This window comes from Mycobacterium sp. 852002-50816_SCH5313054-b, from assembly GCF_001667185.1.
Lineage (GTDB): Bacteria > Actinomycetota > Actinomycetes > Mycobacteriales > Mycobacteriaceae > Mycobacterium.
In genome coordinates this window covers 19,876-37,345 of the sequence record NZ_LZIC01000047.1, presented here as the reverse complement: position 1 = coordinate 37,345, position 17,470 = coordinate 19,876, and the positions used below count along the sequence as shown (strand labels likewise).

Annotated in this window: 14 protein-coding genes and 2 rRNA genes; 8 read left to right on the top strand and 8 right to left on the bottom strand. The window is 65.5% G+C overall.

What is annotated here, in order from left to right; all coding sequences use genetic code 11:
- Positions 1 to 137 precede the first annotated feature (137 nt).
- Positions 138 to 3,238: ribosomal RNA gene (locus tag A5787_RS09665) — 23S ribosomal RNA — on the top strand.
- 88 nt (positions 3,239 to 3,326) lie between these two features.
- Positions 3,327 to 3,440 (top strand): 5S ribosomal RNA (gene rrf, locus A5787_RS09660).
- Positions 3,441 to 3,497: 57 nt separating this feature from the next.
- Here rrf and A5787_RS09655 read toward each other — a convergent pair.
- The 4 genes from A5787_RS09655 to A5787_RS09640 all read right to left on the bottom strand — a co-directional run bounded on the left by A5787_RS09655 (position 3,498) and on the right by A5787_RS09640 (position 7,421).
- Positions 3,498 to 3,995 (bottom strand): methylated-DNA--[protein]-cysteine S-methyltransferase, encoded by a 498-nt coding sequence (locus A5787_RS09655; protein ID WP_066965189.1) that lies wholly within the window; start codon positions 3,993 to 3,995, stop codon positions 3,498 to 3,500.
- A complete protein-coding gene (locus A5787_RS09650; RefSeq protein ID WP_066965186.1) occupies positions 3,992 to 5,479 on the bottom strand; it encodes a DNA-3-methyladenine glycosylase 2 family protein in 1,488 nt (495 codons plus the stop codon). Before A5787_RS09650 ends, A5787_RS09655 begins: the two co-directional genes overlap by 4 nt.
- 70 nt (positions 5,480 to 5,549) lie before the next feature.
- Complete coding sequence (locus A5787_RS09645) at positions 5,550 to 6,854, bottom strand: amidohydrolase family protein (protein ID WP_066965183.1); 1,305 nt, start codon at positions 6,852 to 6,854, stop codon at positions 5,550 to 5,552.
- 12 nt (positions 6,855 to 6,866) lie between these two features.
- Positions 6,867 to 7,421 carry a pyridoxamine 5'-phosphate oxidase family protein gene (locus tag A5787_RS09640; protein WP_066965180.1) on the bottom strand — a complete coding sequence of 185 codons (555 nt, stop codon included), beginning with the start codon at positions 7,419 to 7,421 and terminating at the stop codon, positions 6,867 to 6,869.
- 185 nt (positions 7,422 to 7,606) lie between these two features.
- Between A5787_RS09640 and A5787_RS09635 the strand changes: the two genes are divergently transcribed.
- On the top strand, positions 7,607 to 8,269 hold the full coding sequence (locus A5787_RS09635; RefSeq protein WP_066965177.1) for a TetR/AcrR family transcriptional regulator: 663 nt from the start codon (positions 7,607 to 7,609) through the stop codon (positions 8,267 to 8,269).
- On the opposite strand, the gene A5787_RS09630 is transcribed toward A5787_RS09635, so the two are convergent.
- Positions 8,226 to 9,113, bottom strand: coding sequence for a LysR family transcriptional regulator (locus A5787_RS09630; RefSeq protein WP_066965374.1), 888 nt, complete (start codon positions 9,111 to 9,113; stop codon positions 8,226 to 8,228). The two genes, A5787_RS09635 and A5787_RS09630, sit on opposite strands and share 44 nt — an antisense overlap.
- Positions 9,114 to 9,203: 90 nt before the next feature.
- On the opposite strand from A5787_RS09630, the gene A5787_RS09625 reads away from it, so the two are divergent.
- Positions 9,204 to 10,445, top strand: a complete 1,242-nt coding sequence (locus tag A5787_RS09625) for an MFS transporter (protein WP_156763861.1) — start codon at positions 9,204 to 9,206, stop codon at positions 10,443 to 10,445.
- Between the two features lie 49 nt (positions 10,446 to 10,494).
- On the opposite strand, the gene A5787_RS09620 is transcribed toward A5787_RS09625, so the two are convergent.
- Both A5787_RS09620 and A5787_RS09615 read right to left on the bottom strand, forming a co-directional pair.
- Positions 10,495 to 11,886, bottom strand: coding sequence for an OFA family MFS transporter (locus A5787_RS09620; RefSeq protein WP_066965174.1), 1,392 nt, complete (start codon positions 11,884 to 11,886; stop codon positions 10,495 to 10,497).
- Positions 11,887 to 12,036: 150 nt separating this feature from the next.
- Positions 12,037 to 13,662, bottom strand: coding sequence for an adenylate/guanylate cyclase domain-containing protein (locus A5787_RS09615; protein WP_066965170.1), 1,626 nt, complete (start codon positions 13,660 to 13,662; stop codon positions 12,037 to 12,039).
- A gap of 45 nt (positions 13,663 to 13,707) precedes the next feature.
- Here A5787_RS09615 and nucS point away from each other — a divergent pair, with 45 nt between their 5' ends.
- Both nucS and A5787_RS09605 read left to right on the top strand, forming a co-directional pair.
- On the top strand, positions 13,708 to 14,379 hold the full coding sequence (nucS, locus tag A5787_RS09610) for an endonuclease NucS (protein ID WP_066965168.1): 672 nt from the start codon (positions 13,708 to 13,710) through the stop codon (positions 14,377 to 14,379).
- Positions 14,380 to 14,402: 23 nt separating this feature from the next.
- Positions 14,403 to 14,696: a hypothetical protein gene (locus tag A5787_RS09605; protein ID WP_066965165.1), complete on the top strand. Its 294-nt coding sequence runs from the start codon at positions 14,403 to 14,405 to the stop codon at positions 14,694 to 14,696.
- A gap of 10 nt (positions 14,697 to 14,706) precedes the next feature.
- On the opposite strand, the gene mce is transcribed toward A5787_RS09605, so the two are convergent.
- Positions 14,707 to 15,165, bottom strand: coding sequence for a methylmalonyl-CoA epimerase (gene mce / locus A5787_RS09600; RefSeq protein WP_156748654.1), 459 nt, complete (start codon positions 15,163 to 15,165; stop codon positions 14,707 to 14,709).
- Between the two features lie 78 nt (positions 15,166 to 15,243).
- Between mce and A5787_RS09595 the strand changes: the two genes are divergently transcribed.
- Both A5787_RS09595 and A5787_RS09590 read left to right on the top strand, forming a co-directional pair.
- Positions 15,244 to 16,425 carry an acetyl-CoA C-acetyltransferase gene (locus tag A5787_RS09595; RefSeq protein WP_066965160.1) on the top strand — a complete coding sequence of 394 codons (1,182 nt, stop codon included), beginning with the start codon at positions 15,244 to 15,246 and terminating at the stop codon, positions 16,423 to 16,425.
- A gap of 132 nt (positions 16,426 to 16,557) precedes the next feature.
- Positions 16,558 to 17,469 (top strand): tetratricopeptide repeat protein, encoded by a 912-nt coding sequence (locus tag A5787_RS09590; RefSeq protein WP_066965371.1) that lies wholly within the window; start codon positions 16,558 to 16,560, stop codon positions 17,467 to 17,469.
- Position 17,470 lies beyond the last annotated feature (1 nt).

The window sequence follows — 17,470 nt, the reverse complement described above, 5'->3', positions numbered from 1 at the left end:
CGAGTGGTGTCCCCCCATCTTGGTGGTGGGGTGTGGTGTTTGAGAACTGGATAGTGGTTGCGAGCATCTAAATGGATGCGCTGCCCTCGTGGTGGTGTGTCCATTAAAATGTGTAATTTTTCTTTGGTTTTTTGTGTTTGTAAGTGCTTAAGGGCGCATGGTGGATGCCTTGGCATCGAGAGCCGATGAAGGACGTGGGAGGCTGCGATATGCCTCGGGGAGCTGTCAACCGAGCGTTGATCCGAGGATTTCCGAATGGGGAAACCCAGCACGAGTGATGTCGTGTTACCCGCACCTGAATATATAGGGTGCGGGGGGGAACGCGGGGAAGTGAAACATCTCAGTACCCGTAGGAAGAGAAAACAATTGTGATTCCGTCAGTAGTGGCGAGCGAAAGCGGAACATGGCTAAACCGCACGCATGTGTAACCGGGTAGGGGTTGTGTGTGCGGGGTTGTGGGATTGATATGTCTCAGCTCTACCTGGCTGAGGGGTAGTCAAAAAGTGTCGTAGTTAGCGGAAATGGCCTGGGATGGTCTGCCGTAGACGGTGAGAGCCCGGTACGCGAAAACCCGACACCTGCCTTGTATCAACTCCCGAGTAGCAGCGGGCTCGTGGAATCTGCTGTGAATCTGCCGGGACCACCCGGTAAGCCTAAATACTTCTCGATGACCGATAGCGGATTAGTACCGTGAGGGAATGGTGAAAAGTACCCCGGGAGGGGAGTGAAAGAGTACCTGAAACCGTGTGCCTACAATCCGTCAGAGCCTCCTTGTGGGGTGATGGCGTGCCTTTTGAAGAATGAGCCTGCGAGTCAGGGACATGTCGCGAGGTTAACCCGTGAGGGGTAGCCGCAGCGAAAGCGAGTCTGAATAGGGCGCATCCCCTTTGGGGTGTAGTGGCGTGTTCTGGACCCGAAGCGGAGTGATCTACCCATGGCCAGGGTGAAGCGCGGGTAAGACCGCGTGGAGGCCCGAACCCACTTAGGTTGAAGACTGAGGGGATGAGTTGTGGGTAGGGGTGAAAGGCCAATCAAACTCCGTGATAGCTGGTTCTCCCCGAAATGCATTTAGGTGCAGCGTTGCGTGTTTCACCACGGAGGTAGAGCTACTGGATGGCCGATGGGCCCTACTAGGTTACTGACGTCAGCCAAACTCCGAATGCCGTGGTGTATAGCGTGGCAGTGAGACGGCGGGGGATAAGCTCCGTACGTCGAAAGGGAAACAGCCCAGATCGCCGGCTAAGGCCCCTAAGCGTGTGCTAAGTGGGAAAGGATGTGCAGTCGCAGAGACAACCAGGAGGTTGGCTTAGAAGCAGCCACCCTTGAAAGAGTGCGTAATAGCTCACTGGTCAAGTGATTGTGCGCCGATAATGTAGCGGGGCTCAAGCACACCGCCGAAGCCGCGGCAACCGAAAGGTTGGGTAGGGGAGCGTCCCTCATGCAGCGAAGCCGCCGGGTGACCGGCGGTGGAGTGTGGGGGAGTGAGAATGCAGGCATGAGTAGCGATAAGGCAAGTGAGAACCTTGCCCGCCGTAAGACCAAGGGTTCCTGGGCCAGGCCAGTCCGCCCAGGGTGAGTCGGGACCTAAGGCGAGGCCGACAGGCGTAGTCGATGGACAACGGGTTGATATTCCCGTACCCGTGTGTGCGCGTCCCTGACGAATCAACGGTACTAACCACCCAAAACCGGATCGACCATTCCCCTTCGGGGGCATGGAGTTTCGGGGCTGCGTGGGACCTCCGTTGGTAGTAGTCAAGCGATGGGGTGACGCAGGAAGGTAGCCGTACCAGTCAGTGGTAATACTGGGGCAAACCTGTAGGGAGAGCGATAGGCAAATCCGTCGCTCACATTCCTGAGAGGTGATGCATAGCCGGTTGAGGTGAATTCGGTGATCCTCTGCTGCCAAGAAAAGCCTCTAGCGAGCACACACACGGCCCGTACCCCAAACCGACACAGGTGGTCAGGTAGAGCATACCGAGGCGTACGAGATAACTATGGTTAAGGAACTCGGCAAAATACCCCCGTAACTTCGGGAGAAGGGGGGCCGGAATACCGTGAACAGCCTTGCGCTGGGAGCGGGATCCGGTCGCAGAAACCAGCGAGAAGCGACTGTTTACTAAAAACACAGGTCCGTGCGAAGTCGCAAGACGATGTATACGGACTGACGCCTGCCCGGTGCTGGAAGGTTAAGAGGACCCGTTAACCGCAAGGTGAAGCGGAGAATTTAAGCCCCAGTAAACGGCGGTGGTAACTATAACCATCCTAAGGTAGCGAAATTCCTTGTCGGGTAAGTTCCGACCTGCACGAATGGCGTAACGACTTCTCGACTGTCTCAACCATAGACTCGGCGAAATTGCACTACGAGTAAAGATGCTCGTTACGCGCGGCAGGACGAAAAGACCCCGGGACCTTCACTACAACTTGGTATTGGTGTTCGGTACGGTTTGTGTAGGATAGGTGGGAGACTGTGAAACCTCAACGCCAGTTGGGGTGGAGTCGTTGTTGAAATACCACTCTGATCGTATTGGATACCTAACGTCGAACCGTATATCCGGTTCACGGACAGTGCCTGGCGGGTAGTTTAACTGGGGCGGTTGCCTCCTAAAATGTAACGGAGGCGCCCAAAGGTTCCCTCAACCTGGACGGCAATCAGGTGTTGAGTGTAAATGCACAAGGGAGCTTGACTGCGAGACCTACAAGTCAAGCAGGGACGAAAGTCGGGATTAGTGATCCGGCACCCCCGAGTGGAAGGGGTGTCGCTCAACGGATAAAAGGTACCCCGGGGATAACAGGCTGATCTTCCCCAAGAGTCCATATCGACGGGATGGTTTGGCACCTCGATGTCGGCTCGTCGCATCCTGGGGCTGGAGCAGGTCCCAAGGGTTGGGCTGTTCGCCCATTAAAGCGGCACGCGAGCTGGGTTTAGAACGTCGTGAGACAGTTCGGTCTCTATCCGCCGCGCGCGTCAGAAACTTGAGGAAACCTGTCCCTAGTACGAGAGGACCGGGACGGACGAACCTCTAGTGCACCAGTTGTCCCACCAGGGGCACCGCTGGATAGCTACGTTCGGACAGGATAACCGCTGAAAGCATCTAAGCGGGAAACCTTCTCCAAGATCAGGTTTCTCACCCTTTTAGAGGGATAAGGCCCCCCACAGAACATGGGTTTGATAGGCCAGACCTAGAAGCTCAGTAATGGGTGTAGGGAACTGGCACTAACCGGCCGAAAACTTACCAACACAAATCGCAACCACTATTCGCCTCCACGACTTTGTCGTGCGGCACCACACCCCCCACCAGAACACTTGAATGAAAAATAAATAGAGTTACGGCGGCCACAGCGACAGGGAAACGCCCGGTCCCATCCCGAACCCGGAAGCTAAGCCTGTCAGCGCCGATGATACTGCCCTATTCGGGTGGAAAAGTAGGACACCGCCGAACATATACAAAAACACCCCCGGCAACGGGGGTGTTTTTGCATTCTTTTGAAGCATTCGGTCAGTCGAATAATGTCAGATCCGCCGGCGCACGCTTTTTCTCCAATGCGAGCAGTGTGCGCTTTCGGTCGAGCCCGCCGCCGTAGCCGGTCAGGCTTCCGCTCGCGCCGATCACCCGGTGGCAGGGGACGACGATCGCGATGGGATTGTGGCCGTTGGACCAGCCCACCGCGCGCGCCGAACCGGGGGCGCCGATCTGCTCGGCGATCTCCCCGTACGACCGCGTCTCGCCATAGGGAATCGTCAGCAGCGCCTGCCAGACCCGCCGCTGGAATTCCGTGCCGCGCAGCTCGAGCTCGATGTCGAAGTCGGTGAGCTCGCCGGCGAAATAGGCGCCGAGTTGCTCGACGGCCGCATCGAACGCCCGCGGGTCGGGCGACCAGCCGGCGCGGTTCGGCTCGTAGGGCTGGTCGACCATCCGCAGATTCGTCAACACCGGGCCGCGCCCGGCCAGGGTCAGTAGCCCGATCGGGCTCTCGATGGTGCGGTAGGTGATCATGCGACCTCCTGCGGTGGCCAATGGTTTACCGGATGCTCGAGCGTGGTCCAGAGGTGCTGGGTGGCATACGAGCGCCAGGGGCGCCAGCGGGCGCTGCGCTCGATGAGTTTCCGTTGATCCGCTGGGAGCCCGAGTTGCGTTGCGGCCAGCCGAAGTCCGAGATCACTGGCGGGAAAGGCATCCGGGTCGCCCAGAGCGCGCATCGCGATCACCTCCGCGGTCCACGGGCCGACGCCGGGCAGCGCCAGCAACTGTGAGCGGGCGGCGTCCCAATCGCTTCCGGCGTCCAGGACGACGCTTCCGTCGGCAAGGCCGGCGACCAGCGCGTGGAGCGTTCGCCGTCGAGCCTCGGGGACCGCGAGGTGGACGGGATCGATCTCCGCGAGCTGTTCGACCGACGGGAAGGCATGCGTCAACGCGCCCTCGGGGTCGTGCACCGGGCTTCCGTACGCCACAACCAGCCTGCCCGCGTGGGTTCTGGCGGCCTTCGTCGAGACCTGCTGGCCCAGCACCGCGCGCACGGCCAGCTCGGCCTCGTCGACCGTGCGCGGAATGCGTTGTCCCGGCGCCTTTCCCACCACCGCGGCCAGCTCGGGGTCACCGGCCAACGCGTCGACCACGGCTTCGGGGTCCGCGTCGAGGTCCAGCAGCCGCCGGCAGCGGGCGATCGCGGTGGTGAGGTCGCGGAAGTCGTCGAGCGCCAACCGGCAGCGGACGTGGTCAACGGCCGGCGTCAGCGTCACGACGGCGCCGCCATGGGGAAGCCGCAGGCTGCGCCGATACGCGCCGTCGCGCACCTCCTCGCAGCCGGGCACGATGCCCGCCGCGAGGTGGCCGAAGACGCCCTCGTATGCGAACGGTGTGCGCGCGGGCAACCGAAGGCATAGCGCGCCAGGGGAGTTCGTCTCGGTCCCATTCCGGGCAGCCGGCCGCCGGCGCAGCGCCGACGGCGTGGTCTCGAACACCGAGCGCACGGTGTCGTTGAACTGGCGGATGCTGGAGAATCCGGCGGCGAACGCGACGTCGCCGAACGGCAGCTTGGTGGTCTCGATGAGCAGCCGCGCGGTCTGGGCGCGCTGCGCCCGGGCCAGCGCGAGCGGGCCGGCGCCGACCTCGGCCTGCAGCAGCCGCTCCAGCTGGCGGGTGGTGTACCCGAGGTGGGCCGCGAGGCCGCCGACGCCCTCCCGGTCCACCGTGCCGTCGGCGATGAGCCGCATCGCCCGCGCGACGACGTCGCCGCGCACGTTCCATTCGGGGGACCCCGGGGACGCGTCGGGACGGCACCGCTTGCAGGCCCGGAACCCGGCTCGCTGCGCCGCGGCCGCCGTGGGATAGAAGCGCACGTTGCGCGCGAACGGGGGCCGCACGGGGCAGCTGGGCCGGCAATAGATCCGCGTCGTCAGCACCGCGGTGACGAACCAGCCGTCGAACCGGGCGTCCTTGGATTGGACCGCCCGGTAGCAGCGTTCGAAATCGTCGTGCACGGTTCCTACAGTTACACCCGCGCACCGACAAAACTGGCGGAAAAGCGACATGGTGGTGGGCGGCGCGTGCTTATCGCGCGCCGATCAGTCGTTCCGCGGATTCCAGGAGGCCGCTCCTGACGCTGTCGAGGTCTGCCTCGATCAGCGAATGATCCCGTTTCCGCCAACGGCCCGCAATCATCACTGCTTCGATATTGACGACGCCGGCGTTCAATGCCGCGGCGATCGGATCACGAGCCGGCCAGAGGTTGAGCGGTCGCGTGTCGATGACGACGAGGTCGGCTTGCTTGCCCGGCTCGATTGTTCCTACCCGGTCGGCCAGCCCCAGGGCGCGTGCGCCTCCAACGGTCGCCCACGACAACGCCTGCTTACATGTCACTGACGGTGAGGGGGCTATCGCACCGGTCGCCTGCCGGTGGCGCTCGTGGTCGAGACCGCGTTGATGGGCCAGCGCAATGCGCGCGCCGGCCAGAATCTCCCCCGACACAGCCGTGTCGGTGTCCGTGCCCAACGACGGCGCCGCGCCATGTCTCAGCAGGTGTCCGGTGATGGGGGCGCCATGGCCGTGCCCGAGCTCACTTTCCGGTGTGACAGTGAAGTTGACGCCGGCAGCGATCAGTCGGCCGAACCAGTCGTCGGTGAGACCGGCGCCGTGGACAACGTTGGTGCGCGGCCCGAACAGCCCTGCGGCGCAGACCGCTTCCCATCCGGCCCCCGGTTGGCCGCCGCTTTGATGCATCGAGGCGATGAGGTCACGCTCGGCGGCGGCACGCAAATCGGCCACGGCCATATCCGGTGTCGAGTATTGCGGCCCGGCGATCGCCATCCCGATGGTGAGCGAGCCGACCGCTGGGCCTGGCCGGTCGAGAAGCCGGTCGACCTCGGCCAGCGGATGGGCCACGTCGGGTGCCCGCCTCGGCGCTCCGTGCAGAAACACGGCGCGGATGCCGGACCTTTGCAGCCCTTCGATGGCCGCGTCGGTGTGCTCAGGCGTCGGGTTGTTGTGACACCAGTCACCTAGGGTCGTTGTGCCGCAATTGATTTGATTGAGAGCAGCGGCGAGATTGCCGATGTAGACGTCATCGGGCGTGTAGCGGTCCGCGACGCCACCGTGCATATGGCGCAGGTATTCGAGCAGTGTCCAGTCGGCGCCCGCGAACCGCAGCGCGCTCTGCCACGTGTGTAGATGCGCGTTGACAAGGCCGGGCATGATGATGCGACCAGGAAGGTCGACCGTTTCGGCGTCGGTGTCGTCGAGGCACTCGCCGAGTTGGGTGACCTGATCGCCCTGGACGACGATGTCGATGCGTTCGGCGTCGGGGCGCGCCGGTGACATCGTGATCACTCGCGCTCCGCGCAGCACAATGCGGCTCATGGGTGGAATTAGTCAGGCCGGGTCGGGCGCGTCCCACGGGACTGTGCCGGACAGCCAATGGGTGATGCGCTCTACCTGGTCGTTGCGGTAGAGGTGTCGCGGCGGCTGACCGAATGTCGCATAGGGCCGGCAGCGCACGACAACGCGGTTTTCTTCCCGACGCATGGCGTCGACAACCGGGCGGGCTTCTAACGGGAGCGGCTGGCCCGACATCCTGGCACCGACTTCCATCATGACATCGCACACCAGGTCGGGGTCGTCGTCGATGACCGCGTCGGCATACACCTGCAAATAGGCGAAGGGCCAACGTTCGTCGAGGACACAAAGGCTGACCTTGCCGTCCCGCGCGATGACTCGGGCCTTGCCGCGGCCGGCCATCGTCGATACCAGCAGTTCGTCCCCGTCGGTGGGGATGTAGTAGACGACCGACATGCCGGGGCCGTCGTTCTTCCGGCGGTAGCCGAAGACGCAGGTGCGATGAGTCCGCACGAACGCGCGGCGCTCGGACGGGAGCAGGTCCCGGTCGGTCGGAATGGTGAAGGGCTTCGTGGCGAGTGGTAGCAGCATGGCAACGTGTCTTCCGGTCTGGCTTGAAGGTGAATCGGGCGGCGCCCGATATTTTTATGGATACACCGTATCCGTTATTGCCCCTAGCGGTCAAGATCCGCGATACTTGGCGCGTGACCCGAGGCAGCCCACCGGCTCGTGACGACAGCCCGCTGCGCCGGTCCCGCGGGCGCCCACGGCTCCCGTTGGACCGCATCGTCAGCACGGCGCTCGAAATCGTGGACGACGAGGGCGCCGAGGCACTCTCGATGCGGACGCTCGCGCAGCGGCTGGATTCGGGGACAGCCACGCTGTATCGGCATTTCGCCAACCGGGGCGAGGTGGTTTCACACGTGGTCGATCGCGTGTTCGGCGAGATCGAGTTCAGCACGGGGGAACTCGCCTCGATGGGTTGGCAGCGGGCATGCGAGTCGTTCGCACGAGCCACGTTTGAGGTGTTGTGCAGGCACCGCAACGTGGCTCCGCTGCTGGTCGATCAGCTTCCGGTCGGGCCCAATGCGCTGGCGCACCGGGAAACGTTGCTGGCGGTCTTGCTTGACAACGGCTTCACCCCGCGTCTCGCAGCTCGCTCGTATGCGACAGTGGCCCGCTATGTTCTGGGCTTCGTCATTCAGCTCAGCGGTCGCGAATTCGATGACCGACACGCAGCTGAGGTTTTCCACGCGTTGGATCCCCAGTTGTTCCCCGCCACCCACGCGGTGGCCGAGCACCTGCCCGTGCCGATCGACGAAGAGTTTGCACTCGGACTTGAGCTCATCATCGGTGGTCTGGCGAATTACGCAGCAGCGCAGAGCGATAGAGAACCTACGTCGCGGCCCCCTGGTGGACGGCCGCCGCGGACGCGATGAAGTCGCGGGCCGGGCGGGACAACGGACGCCCGGAATTCCAGATCATCCCAACGTCCCGGTAGGCGTCGGCGTCGGCCAGTGGCAGCACGCTGACCCCGGGTGCGGGATCGCTGCCGTCGATGGGCATCAGGCTGATGCCCAGTCCCGCGGCCACCAGGCCGGCAGTCGACGTGAGGTTCGCCGACTCGAGGACGATTCGCGGCTGGAATTGGGCTGCGGCGCACAGCTCGTCGAGCAGCCGCCGCATGCCGAAGCCGGACCGCATGGCCACGAACGGTTGGTCGACCAGATCGGTCATGGACACCGCCGCAACGCCGGTGAGTGGGTGGCCGCGGGGGACCCCAACACCGAGGCGCTGACGAAACAGGCCGCGCCAGGCCAGATTTGGCGCCTGCGGCCGCGGCGAGACCACGCCGACGTCGATCGACCCGGACTGCACGAGATCGCCGATCGATTCGGCGGCACCTTCGTGCAGCGTGAACGTCACCCGCGGTGACGCTTCGGCGAACCCGGCGATCAATCGCGGCACCACCGATGTCCCGAACGAACCGAGAAAGCCTAGTCGGATCTCGCCGACGGCCGGATTGGCCAGGTCGTCGATCGTCCGCCGCGCTGAATCGAGCTCGCATTGGGCGCGGCGCGCGTGCTCGTAGAAGATGCGGCCGTAGGTGTTCAGCGCGAGTCGCTTGCCGCGACGATCGAACAGCGCGACCCCCAGTCGCCCTTCCAGGCGCGCCAGCATCCGGGTGAGTGTCGGCTGCGCGATGTGCAACTGTTCGGCCGCGCCCGTGACATGTTGCAGCTCCGCGAGTGTGACGAACCACTCGTAGTCACCATCGGGCATGCCCATCACCTCAACTTATGCCGCAGATGAATCATATTCCAATCAATAATTCATTTCCTTTCCTACGCCACGGCGCCGAGCATCGTTGCTATGCCTACCGCCCACCAAGCCGGAAGCCGCGGGTATCGCCGAGTGACCGCGGCGCTGTACGGCGCCGGCCTGGCCAGTTTCGCCGCGATGTACTGCACGCAGGCACTGCTGCCGGCCTTGTCGGCGTACTACCGGATCACCCCGGCGAGCGCGGCGCTCGCCGTCTCGCTGACCACCGGAATGCTCGCGCTGTCCATCGTTCCCGCGAGCGTGCTGTCCGAGCGCTACGGGCGCGTGACAGTGATGCTGACGTCCGGGGTGGCCTCCAGCGGCATCGGGTTGTTGCTGCCCTTCAGTCCGTCGCTCGGCGTTCTCCTCGCCGGACGGGCGTTGCAAGGCGTCGCGCTCGCCGGGATTCCCGCCGTCGCGATGGCGTTTCTCGCCGAGGAAATCCACGCCTCGTCGCTCGGTTCGGCGATGGGACGGTACATCGCCGGCACCACGGTGGGCGGCCTGACCGGTCGGATCCTCCCGGCCCTGGTCGTCGACGTCAGCAATTGGCGGGTGGCGCTGTTGGTGTGCTCATTGGCGACGCTGGCCGGCACGGTGGTCTTCGCCGTCGTGGTGCCCCGGTCGCGGTTTTTCACGCCGAAGGCGGCGAGCGTGCGGGCCACGTGGCGCAGCCTGGCGGCTCACCTGCGAAACCCCGTGCTGCTGAAGCTCTTTGCGTTGGGCTTCGCGCTGATGGGGGGATTCGTCACGGTCTACAACTACCTGGGTTATCGATTGACCGCCCAGCCGTTCGGACTGGCCTCGTGGGTCGTCGGGCTGTTGTTCGTGCTGTACCTGGTGGGCACGTGGACGTCCGTGGTGGCGGGGCGGCTGGCCGACCGCAGGGGCCGCGCGCTCGTGCTCGGCGGCGCCTTGCCCGTCACGGTGTCCGGCCTGCTGTTGACCGTTCCGCATTCGCTGGCCACGATCGTGCTCGGCGTCGGGGTGTTCACCGGCGGGTTCTTCGCCGCGCACACGGTGGCCAGCGGTTGGGTGGGCGCCGTGGCGCATCGGGATCGCGCCGAGGCGTCCGCGCTGTATCTGTTCAGCTACTACTTGGGTGGTTCGGTGGCCGGCGCGTTCGGCGGCGTCGTCTACGCGGGCGGCGGCTGGCCGGCGACGGCGTGGTTCGTGGGCGCGCTGCTGCTGGCGGCGTCGTTGCTGGTGGCGCTGTTGCTGCAGGAACGGCCCCCGATAAGTCAGGCGCCGAACAACTGGGTGATCTTCGAAAAGAGTTGCCAGACGCCATAAGCGAAGGGCAGGGCCACCCAGAGCCACGCCAGTGTGATGCTCGGCTTCGTCATGGTTGCCTCTCCGGTTGCAGCTGGGGGACCGCTTCGGGCGCCAATGCGGCGCCGTCGTGCTCATGGAATCTGGCGGCCACGGGCCGGATCAGCTCGTTGCAGATCAGGCCGACGGCCAGCAGCGCGATCATCACCTCGAACGACACGAGGTAAAGGTCGGGTCCGTGCTTCCCGGCCGTCTTCTGGGAGTCGGCGATGGCGTTGACGATCAGCGGGCCCAGCACACCCGCGACCGACCAGGCCGTCAGCAGCCTGCCGTGGATGGCGCCAACCTCGTAGGTGCCGAACAGGTCCCGCAGATAAGCGGGAACCGTCGAGAAGCCCGCACCGTAGAACGAAAGGATCAGCACGGTGCACAGCAGGAACGCGACCTTGTTGGTGTTGGTCGTGAACACCAGCGTGAGATAGAGGAGTGCCCCGCCGCCGAGGTAGAGCCGGTACATGTTCTTGCGGCCCAGCGCATCCGACAGCGACGACCAGCCGATCCGGCCGAGCATGTTGGCCAGCGACAGCAGGGCGACGAACCCGGCGGCCGCCGAAGCCAGCACGGCCGCGCGGGGCGCCCGCGGGAAGAAGTCCTGGTAGATCGGTGAGGCCTTCTCCAGGATGCCGATCCCGGCGGTCACGTTGAAGCAGAGCACGACCCACAGCAGCCAGAACTGGGGCGTCTTGATCGCGTTGGCCGCCGACACACAGGCCGTACTGACCAGCGATCCGGCCTTGTGCGGCTTGGGTTCCCAGCCCGCCGGCGCCCAGCCCGGCGCCGGCACCCGGATGAGCAGGCACCCCATCGACATGAACACGGCATAGCTGCAGCCCATTACCAGGAAGGTCCGCGCGACCCCGGCGGTGCCGGTGCGGCCGAACGCGTCGAGCAGGCTGTTGGTCCACGGCGACGCGATCAGGGCGCCGCCGCCAAAGCCCATGATCGCCAGGCCGGTCGCCATCCCGGGGCGGTCGGGAAACCACTTGATCAAAGTGGACACCGGCGAGATGTAGCCGATGCCGAGGCCGACCCCTCCGACGACCCCGTAGCCCACCACGACGAGCCAGTACTGGCGGACGGAAACGCCGAATCCCGCGATCAGCAGCCCGCTGCAAAAGCACACGGTGGCAACGACCATGGCCCCGCGCGGCCCGTAGTGGTCGACCCGCGTGCCGAACGCCGCGGCCGAAAGGCCCAGTGCCACAATGGCGACGGTGAACGGCATCGCGCTCGCGGTTCCGGAGACGTGCAGCGACTTCTCCAGCGGGATCTTGAAGACGCTCCAGGCGTAGGCCGATCCAATGGCGAGGTGGATGGACAGCGCGGCCGGCGCAACCAGCCAGCGGCTCCATCCGGGCCTAGCAACGATTCTCGAACGGTCCAGCAAGCCAACGCTTGTCACGATGCACCCTTCTGCCGCGGGCGGAGCTCCGTCCCGTCGCCACTATTTGCGGGGTGCAACCGTGCGGTCAAGGCACGTCTTCTATTGTCCGATAAGGGATTTCTATCGACAACGCTCATCGGCGTTGACCACGAGCGTTGTCAGCGCGGATTAGTGATCGGACCGGGCGGTCTCAACCGGGTAGGCCAGCCGGGTGGGGCGCTCGTACCCGCGAAGGGTCACCGTGTCGCCCAAAGACCAATGGGCACACTCTTCTTCGCTGGCGCGCTCCAGCGCGCCGGCGGTCGCAAGCAATTTGCCCGGACGTGACTTGGCCAGTTCGCACAGTCGCGCGGCCTCGTTGACCGGCTCGCCTATGACGGTGTATTCGAACCGTTCCTTGGCGCCCACGTTGCCGGCGACGACCTGGCCGGCCGCCACGCCGATGCCGGCGTCGAGCTCACACATCTCGTCGGCCAGCCGTTCGGCAATGCGGCGCGCCGCGGCCAGCGCCTCGTCTTCGGGCGAGTCCAGGTGGTTGGGAGCCCCGAAGATGGCCAGCGACGCGTCGCCCTCGAACTTGTTGACCAGGCCGCAATGGCGGTCCACTTCCTCGACGACGATCGCGAAAAACCGGTTGAGCACTTCGACGACATGAGTCGGGGGTTGAGTGGTCACCAACTGAGTGGAGCCGACGATATCGATGAAGACGACCGCGACGTGGCGTTCTTCGCCGCCCAGCTTCGGTCGCTCGCGCTCGGCGGCCAGCGCGACCTCGCGACCGACGTGCCGGCCGAAAAGATCACGCACGCGTTCGCGCTCGCGCAGACCGGAGACCATCGCGTTGAAACCACGCTGCAGCTCGCCGAGCTCGGTGCCGTCGAACACCACCAGGTCGCCGCGCAGATTGCCCTGCTCGACGCGGCGCAGCGCCGCCCGCACCACCCGCACCGGTGTCGCCGTCAGCCAGGCCAAAATCCACATCAAGACGCAACCGAAGATCAGCGTGGCGAACGACACGATGAGCACGCCGACGGCGAACTGGGTTTGGGTCAGATTTCGCAACAAGATCTCGAACATGGCCAGCAGGCCGATGCCGATGACGGGCACGCCCGAGCCCAGGAACCAGACGACCATGGTCCGGCCCATGATGCCCGCCGACAACCGCCGCGGCGGGGGCCCCGCCTCGAGTGCCTGAGCGGCCACCGGTCGCAGCGCGAACTCGGCGAGGAGATAGCTGCCGGTGGCGACCAGAATCCCACAGAAGCCCACCGCGACGAAGAACCGCGGGATGAACATCGTGTTGATGAGGCCGTAGAGCGTCGTCAGCACGACCGTCCCGATGCCCCAGAGGATGAGGTCGTACGCGGCGATACGCCACGGGGCCAGAAAGGTGTTGCGCTCGTCGTCGCTGGTGGGGGTGCGCTCGTCGATCGCCCAGCGCAACGCAAGGACGGTCCGGCGCGTGATCGAATAGGTGCCCACCGCCAAAGCCAGGGCGATGTAGGCCGGCACGATCCCGAACGTGAGCCACGCCGGTGCGTCGTCGAACACGCTCGGTTCGGGAACCGCGACCGCCACGATCAGCAGTACCACGGCGATGCCGATGAGGTTCGCGCCGAGAACCAGCACGGTCATGATGATCTGGATGCGGACGCGGCGACGTCGCTGGCTTTCCGACACCCGCCCGAGGAGCAAGGATCCGTACGCAGGGGTTTCGGGCAGACGGCCGCTCTGCCGGGTCACCCTCTCGAGCACCCGGCCGATACGTCGCGCCATCCTCTGGTTGGCGAACATCGTGGCGCCAGCCTAATTTGTGGGGCTCGCTCTAAGGTGAGTCGGGTGCGCCTCGTCATCGCCCAATGCACGGTCGACTACGTCGGCCGTCTCACCGCCCACCTACCGTCGGCGCGCAGGTTGCTGCTCTTCAAGGCCGACGGGTCAGTCAGCGTGCACGCCGACGACCGCGCCTACAAGCCGTTGAACTGGATGAGCCCGCCGTGCTGGTTGACCGAAGAGCCCGGTGGTGACGTGCCGCTGTGGGTGGTGGAGAACAAGGCGGGCGAGCAGCTGCGCATCACCGTCGAGGAGATCGAGCACGACTCCAGCCACGATCTGGGCGTCGACCCCGGTTTGGTGAAGGACGGCGTCGAGGCCCACCTTCAGGCTTTGCTTGCCGAGCACGTCCAGCTGCTGGGCGAGGGATATACCTTGGTCCGCCGCGAGTACATGACCGCGATCGGTCCCGTGGATCTGCTCTGCCGCGACGAGCGCGGTGGCTCGGTCGCGGTCGAAATCAAGCGCCGCGGCGAGATCGACGGGGTGGAGCAGCTCACCCGCTATCTCGAGTTGCTCAACCGCGACACCGTTCTGGCGCCGGTCAAGGGGATCTTCGCCGCTCAGCAAATCAAACCGCAGGCGCGCACCTTGGCCGTCGACCGTGGGATCCGTTGCATCACACTGGATTACGACACGATGCGCGGCATGGACAGTGACGAGTACCGGTTGTTCTGAGGCGCCCAACTAGACTGTCGGGCATGCCTCGGCGCCGCACACCGCCCCGCCGGCAGCGCCCGGTGTCGATCCCGCCGGCTCCGCACCGGGTGGAGACGGGGCCCGACGGCTACGAGTACACGGTGCGCCCCGTCGCCGCGGCCCGCGCGGTCAAGACCTATCGTTGCCCCGGTTGCGATCACGAAATCGCCTCCGGCACTGCGCATCTGGTGGTGTGGCCCGCCGAAGGGCCGCAGGGAACCGACGACCGGCGGCATTGGCACACGCCGTGCTGGGCCAACCGCGCGACTCGCGGTCCTACCCGAAAGTGGTCGTGACTGCCCGGCTTTAGGAGGCCGGCTCGACCAACTCGATCAGGACCCCGCCGGCGTCCTTGGGGTGGATGAAGTTGATCCGCGAGTTTGCTGTGCCGCGACGGGGTGCCTCGTAGACGAGTCGCACGCCCTGCTCGCGCAGCTGCTCGCAGATGGTGTCCAGATCGCTGACCCGAACGGCCATCTGTTGGATGCCCGGGCCGCGCTTTTCCATGAACTTCGCGATCGTCGAGGAGTCGTCGAGCGGGGCCATCAGCTGGAGCTGGGCGGTGGTCCCGGGGACGGCCAGCATCGCCTCGCGTATGCCCTGGTCGTCGTTGACTTCCTCGTGCACCAGGATCATGCCGAGGTGGTCGTGGTACCAGGTGATTGCGGCGTCCAGGTCGGCGACCGCAATGCCGACGTGATCCAGGCCGGTCACCAAGGAGGTGGCCAGGAGGTGACGGGCGTCAACTTGATCGGTCGTCATCACGTAACGGTAACCTGACAGCAAAGATTGCGCTTCTCCAGGATGCCGAAACGGCCGTCCGGGCACGCTCAGGAGGTACTCATGACGACGTCGGTGATAGTTGCTGGGGCGCGGACGCCCATCGGGAAGCTGATGGGTTCGCTGAAGGATTTATCGGCCAGCGATTTGGGCGCGATCGCGATCGCCGGGGCGCTCGAGAAGGCGAAGGTGCCGGCGTCGGCGGTCGAGTACGTGATCATGGGCCAGGTGCTGACGGCCGGGGCCGGCCAGATGCCGGCACGCCAGGCGGCGGTCGCGGCGGGCATCGGATGGGACGTTGCGGCGCTGACCATCAACAAGATGTGCCTCTCTGGCATCGATTCCATCGCCCTGGCTGACCAGCTCATTCGCGCCGGGGAGTTCGACGTGGTGGTGGCCGGCGGCCAGGAGTCGATGACGAAGGCGCCGCACCTCCTGATGGACAGCCGGGCGGGCTACAAGTACGGCGACGTCACGGTGTTGGACCACATGGCCTACGACGGCCTGCACGACGTGTTCACCGACCAGCCGATGGGCGCGCTCACCGAGCAGCGCAACGACGTCGACAAGTTCACCCGGCAGGAGCAGGACGAGTTCGCTGCGCGGTCCCACCAGAAGGCGGCCGCGGCGTGGAAGGACGGCGTCTTCACCGACGAAGTGGTGCCGGTCAACATCCCGCAGCGCAAGGGTGATCCGTTGCAGTTCGCCGAGGACGAGGGGATCCGCGCCAACACCACCGCGGAGTCCCTGGCGGGCCTCAAGCCGGCGTTTCGCCGCGACGGCACCATCACGGCCGGTTCGGCGTCGCAGATTTCCGACGGCGCGGCCGCGGTCGTGGTGATGAACAAGGCGAAAGCGCAGGAGCTCGGGCTTTCCTGGCTCGTCGAGATCGGCGCGCATGGCGTTGTGGCCGGACCGGATTCGACGCTGCAGTCCCAGCCGGCCAACGCGATCAAGAAGGCGCTCGGCCGCGAGGGCATCTCCGTTGACCAGCTCGACGTGGTCGAGATCAACGAGGCGTTTGCCGCGGTGGCCCTGGCCTCGACCCGCGAACTGGGCATCGATCCCGGGATCGTCAACGTCAACGGCGGCGCGATCGCGGTCGGTCACCCGATCGGCATGTCGGGCGCCAGGATCACTTTGCACGTGGCCCTGGAGCTGGCGCGGCGGGGCTCCGGCTACGGCGTCGCGGCCCTGTGCGGAGCCGGAGGCCAGGGTGACGCGCTGATCCTGCGAGCGGGTTAGGCGCCCGCCGGCGTTGCTGGAGTTAGCTGTGGCAAAAATTTGTGATCTTGGTCATAACGGCCGATCAGGCCCGTTAGGGCGTCGCCGCGACCGGGTGACTCGGTGTCCGAAGCGCATGACAAACTTGACGGCGTGACGCGTCCGCGACCCTCGATCGGGCCCGCACTGGCCGGTGCGGTCGACCTCTCAGGGCTCAAGCAGCGAGCCCAGCAGAACGCTTCCCCCGCCGGACCCGCGGGCCCGGCGGCGCCCGCCACGCCGGGCGGCACGGAGGTCAACGAGGCCAACTTCGAAGAACAAGTGATCGTCCGGTCCGACGAGGTCCCGGTCGTGGTGTTGTTGTGGTCGCCGCGCAGCGACGCGTGCGTCCAGCTCCTCGAGGCGCTGTCCGACATGGCCGTCCAGGACGACGGCACGTGGGCGCTGGCGACGGTCAACGTCGACGTGACGCCAAGGGTGGCCCAGATATTCGGCGTCGACGCGGTGCCGACCGTCGTGGCATTGGCCGCCGGTCAGCCGCTGTCCAGCTTCCAGGGGGTCCAGCCTCCCGACCAGTTGCGCCGGTGGGTGGACTCGCTGTTGTCCGCGACGGCCGGAAAGCTCAGGGGCCCAAGCGGTTCCGGAGAAACGGAAATTGATCCGCAGCTGGCTCAGGCGCGCCAACAGCTCGAGGACGGCGATTTCGACGCGGCCAAAGCGGCGTATCAGGCGATCCTGGACGCCGACCCGGCCAGCCTCGAAGCCAAGGGTGCGATCCGGCAGATCGACTTCCTCACGCGCGCAACGGCGCAACGCCCGGACGCGGTCGCGGCCGCCGACGCCGCGCCGGGCGACATCGACGCCGCGTTGGCCGCCGCCGACGTGCAAATCCTCAACCAGGACGTCACCGCGGCGTTCGAGCGCCTGATCGACTTGGTGCGCAGCACATCCGGCGACGAGCGCACCCGGGTGCGCACCCGACTGATCGAGCTGTTCGAGCTCTTCGATCCCGCCGACCCCGAGGTCATCGCCGGTCGGCGCAACCTCGCCAACGCGCTGTACTGAG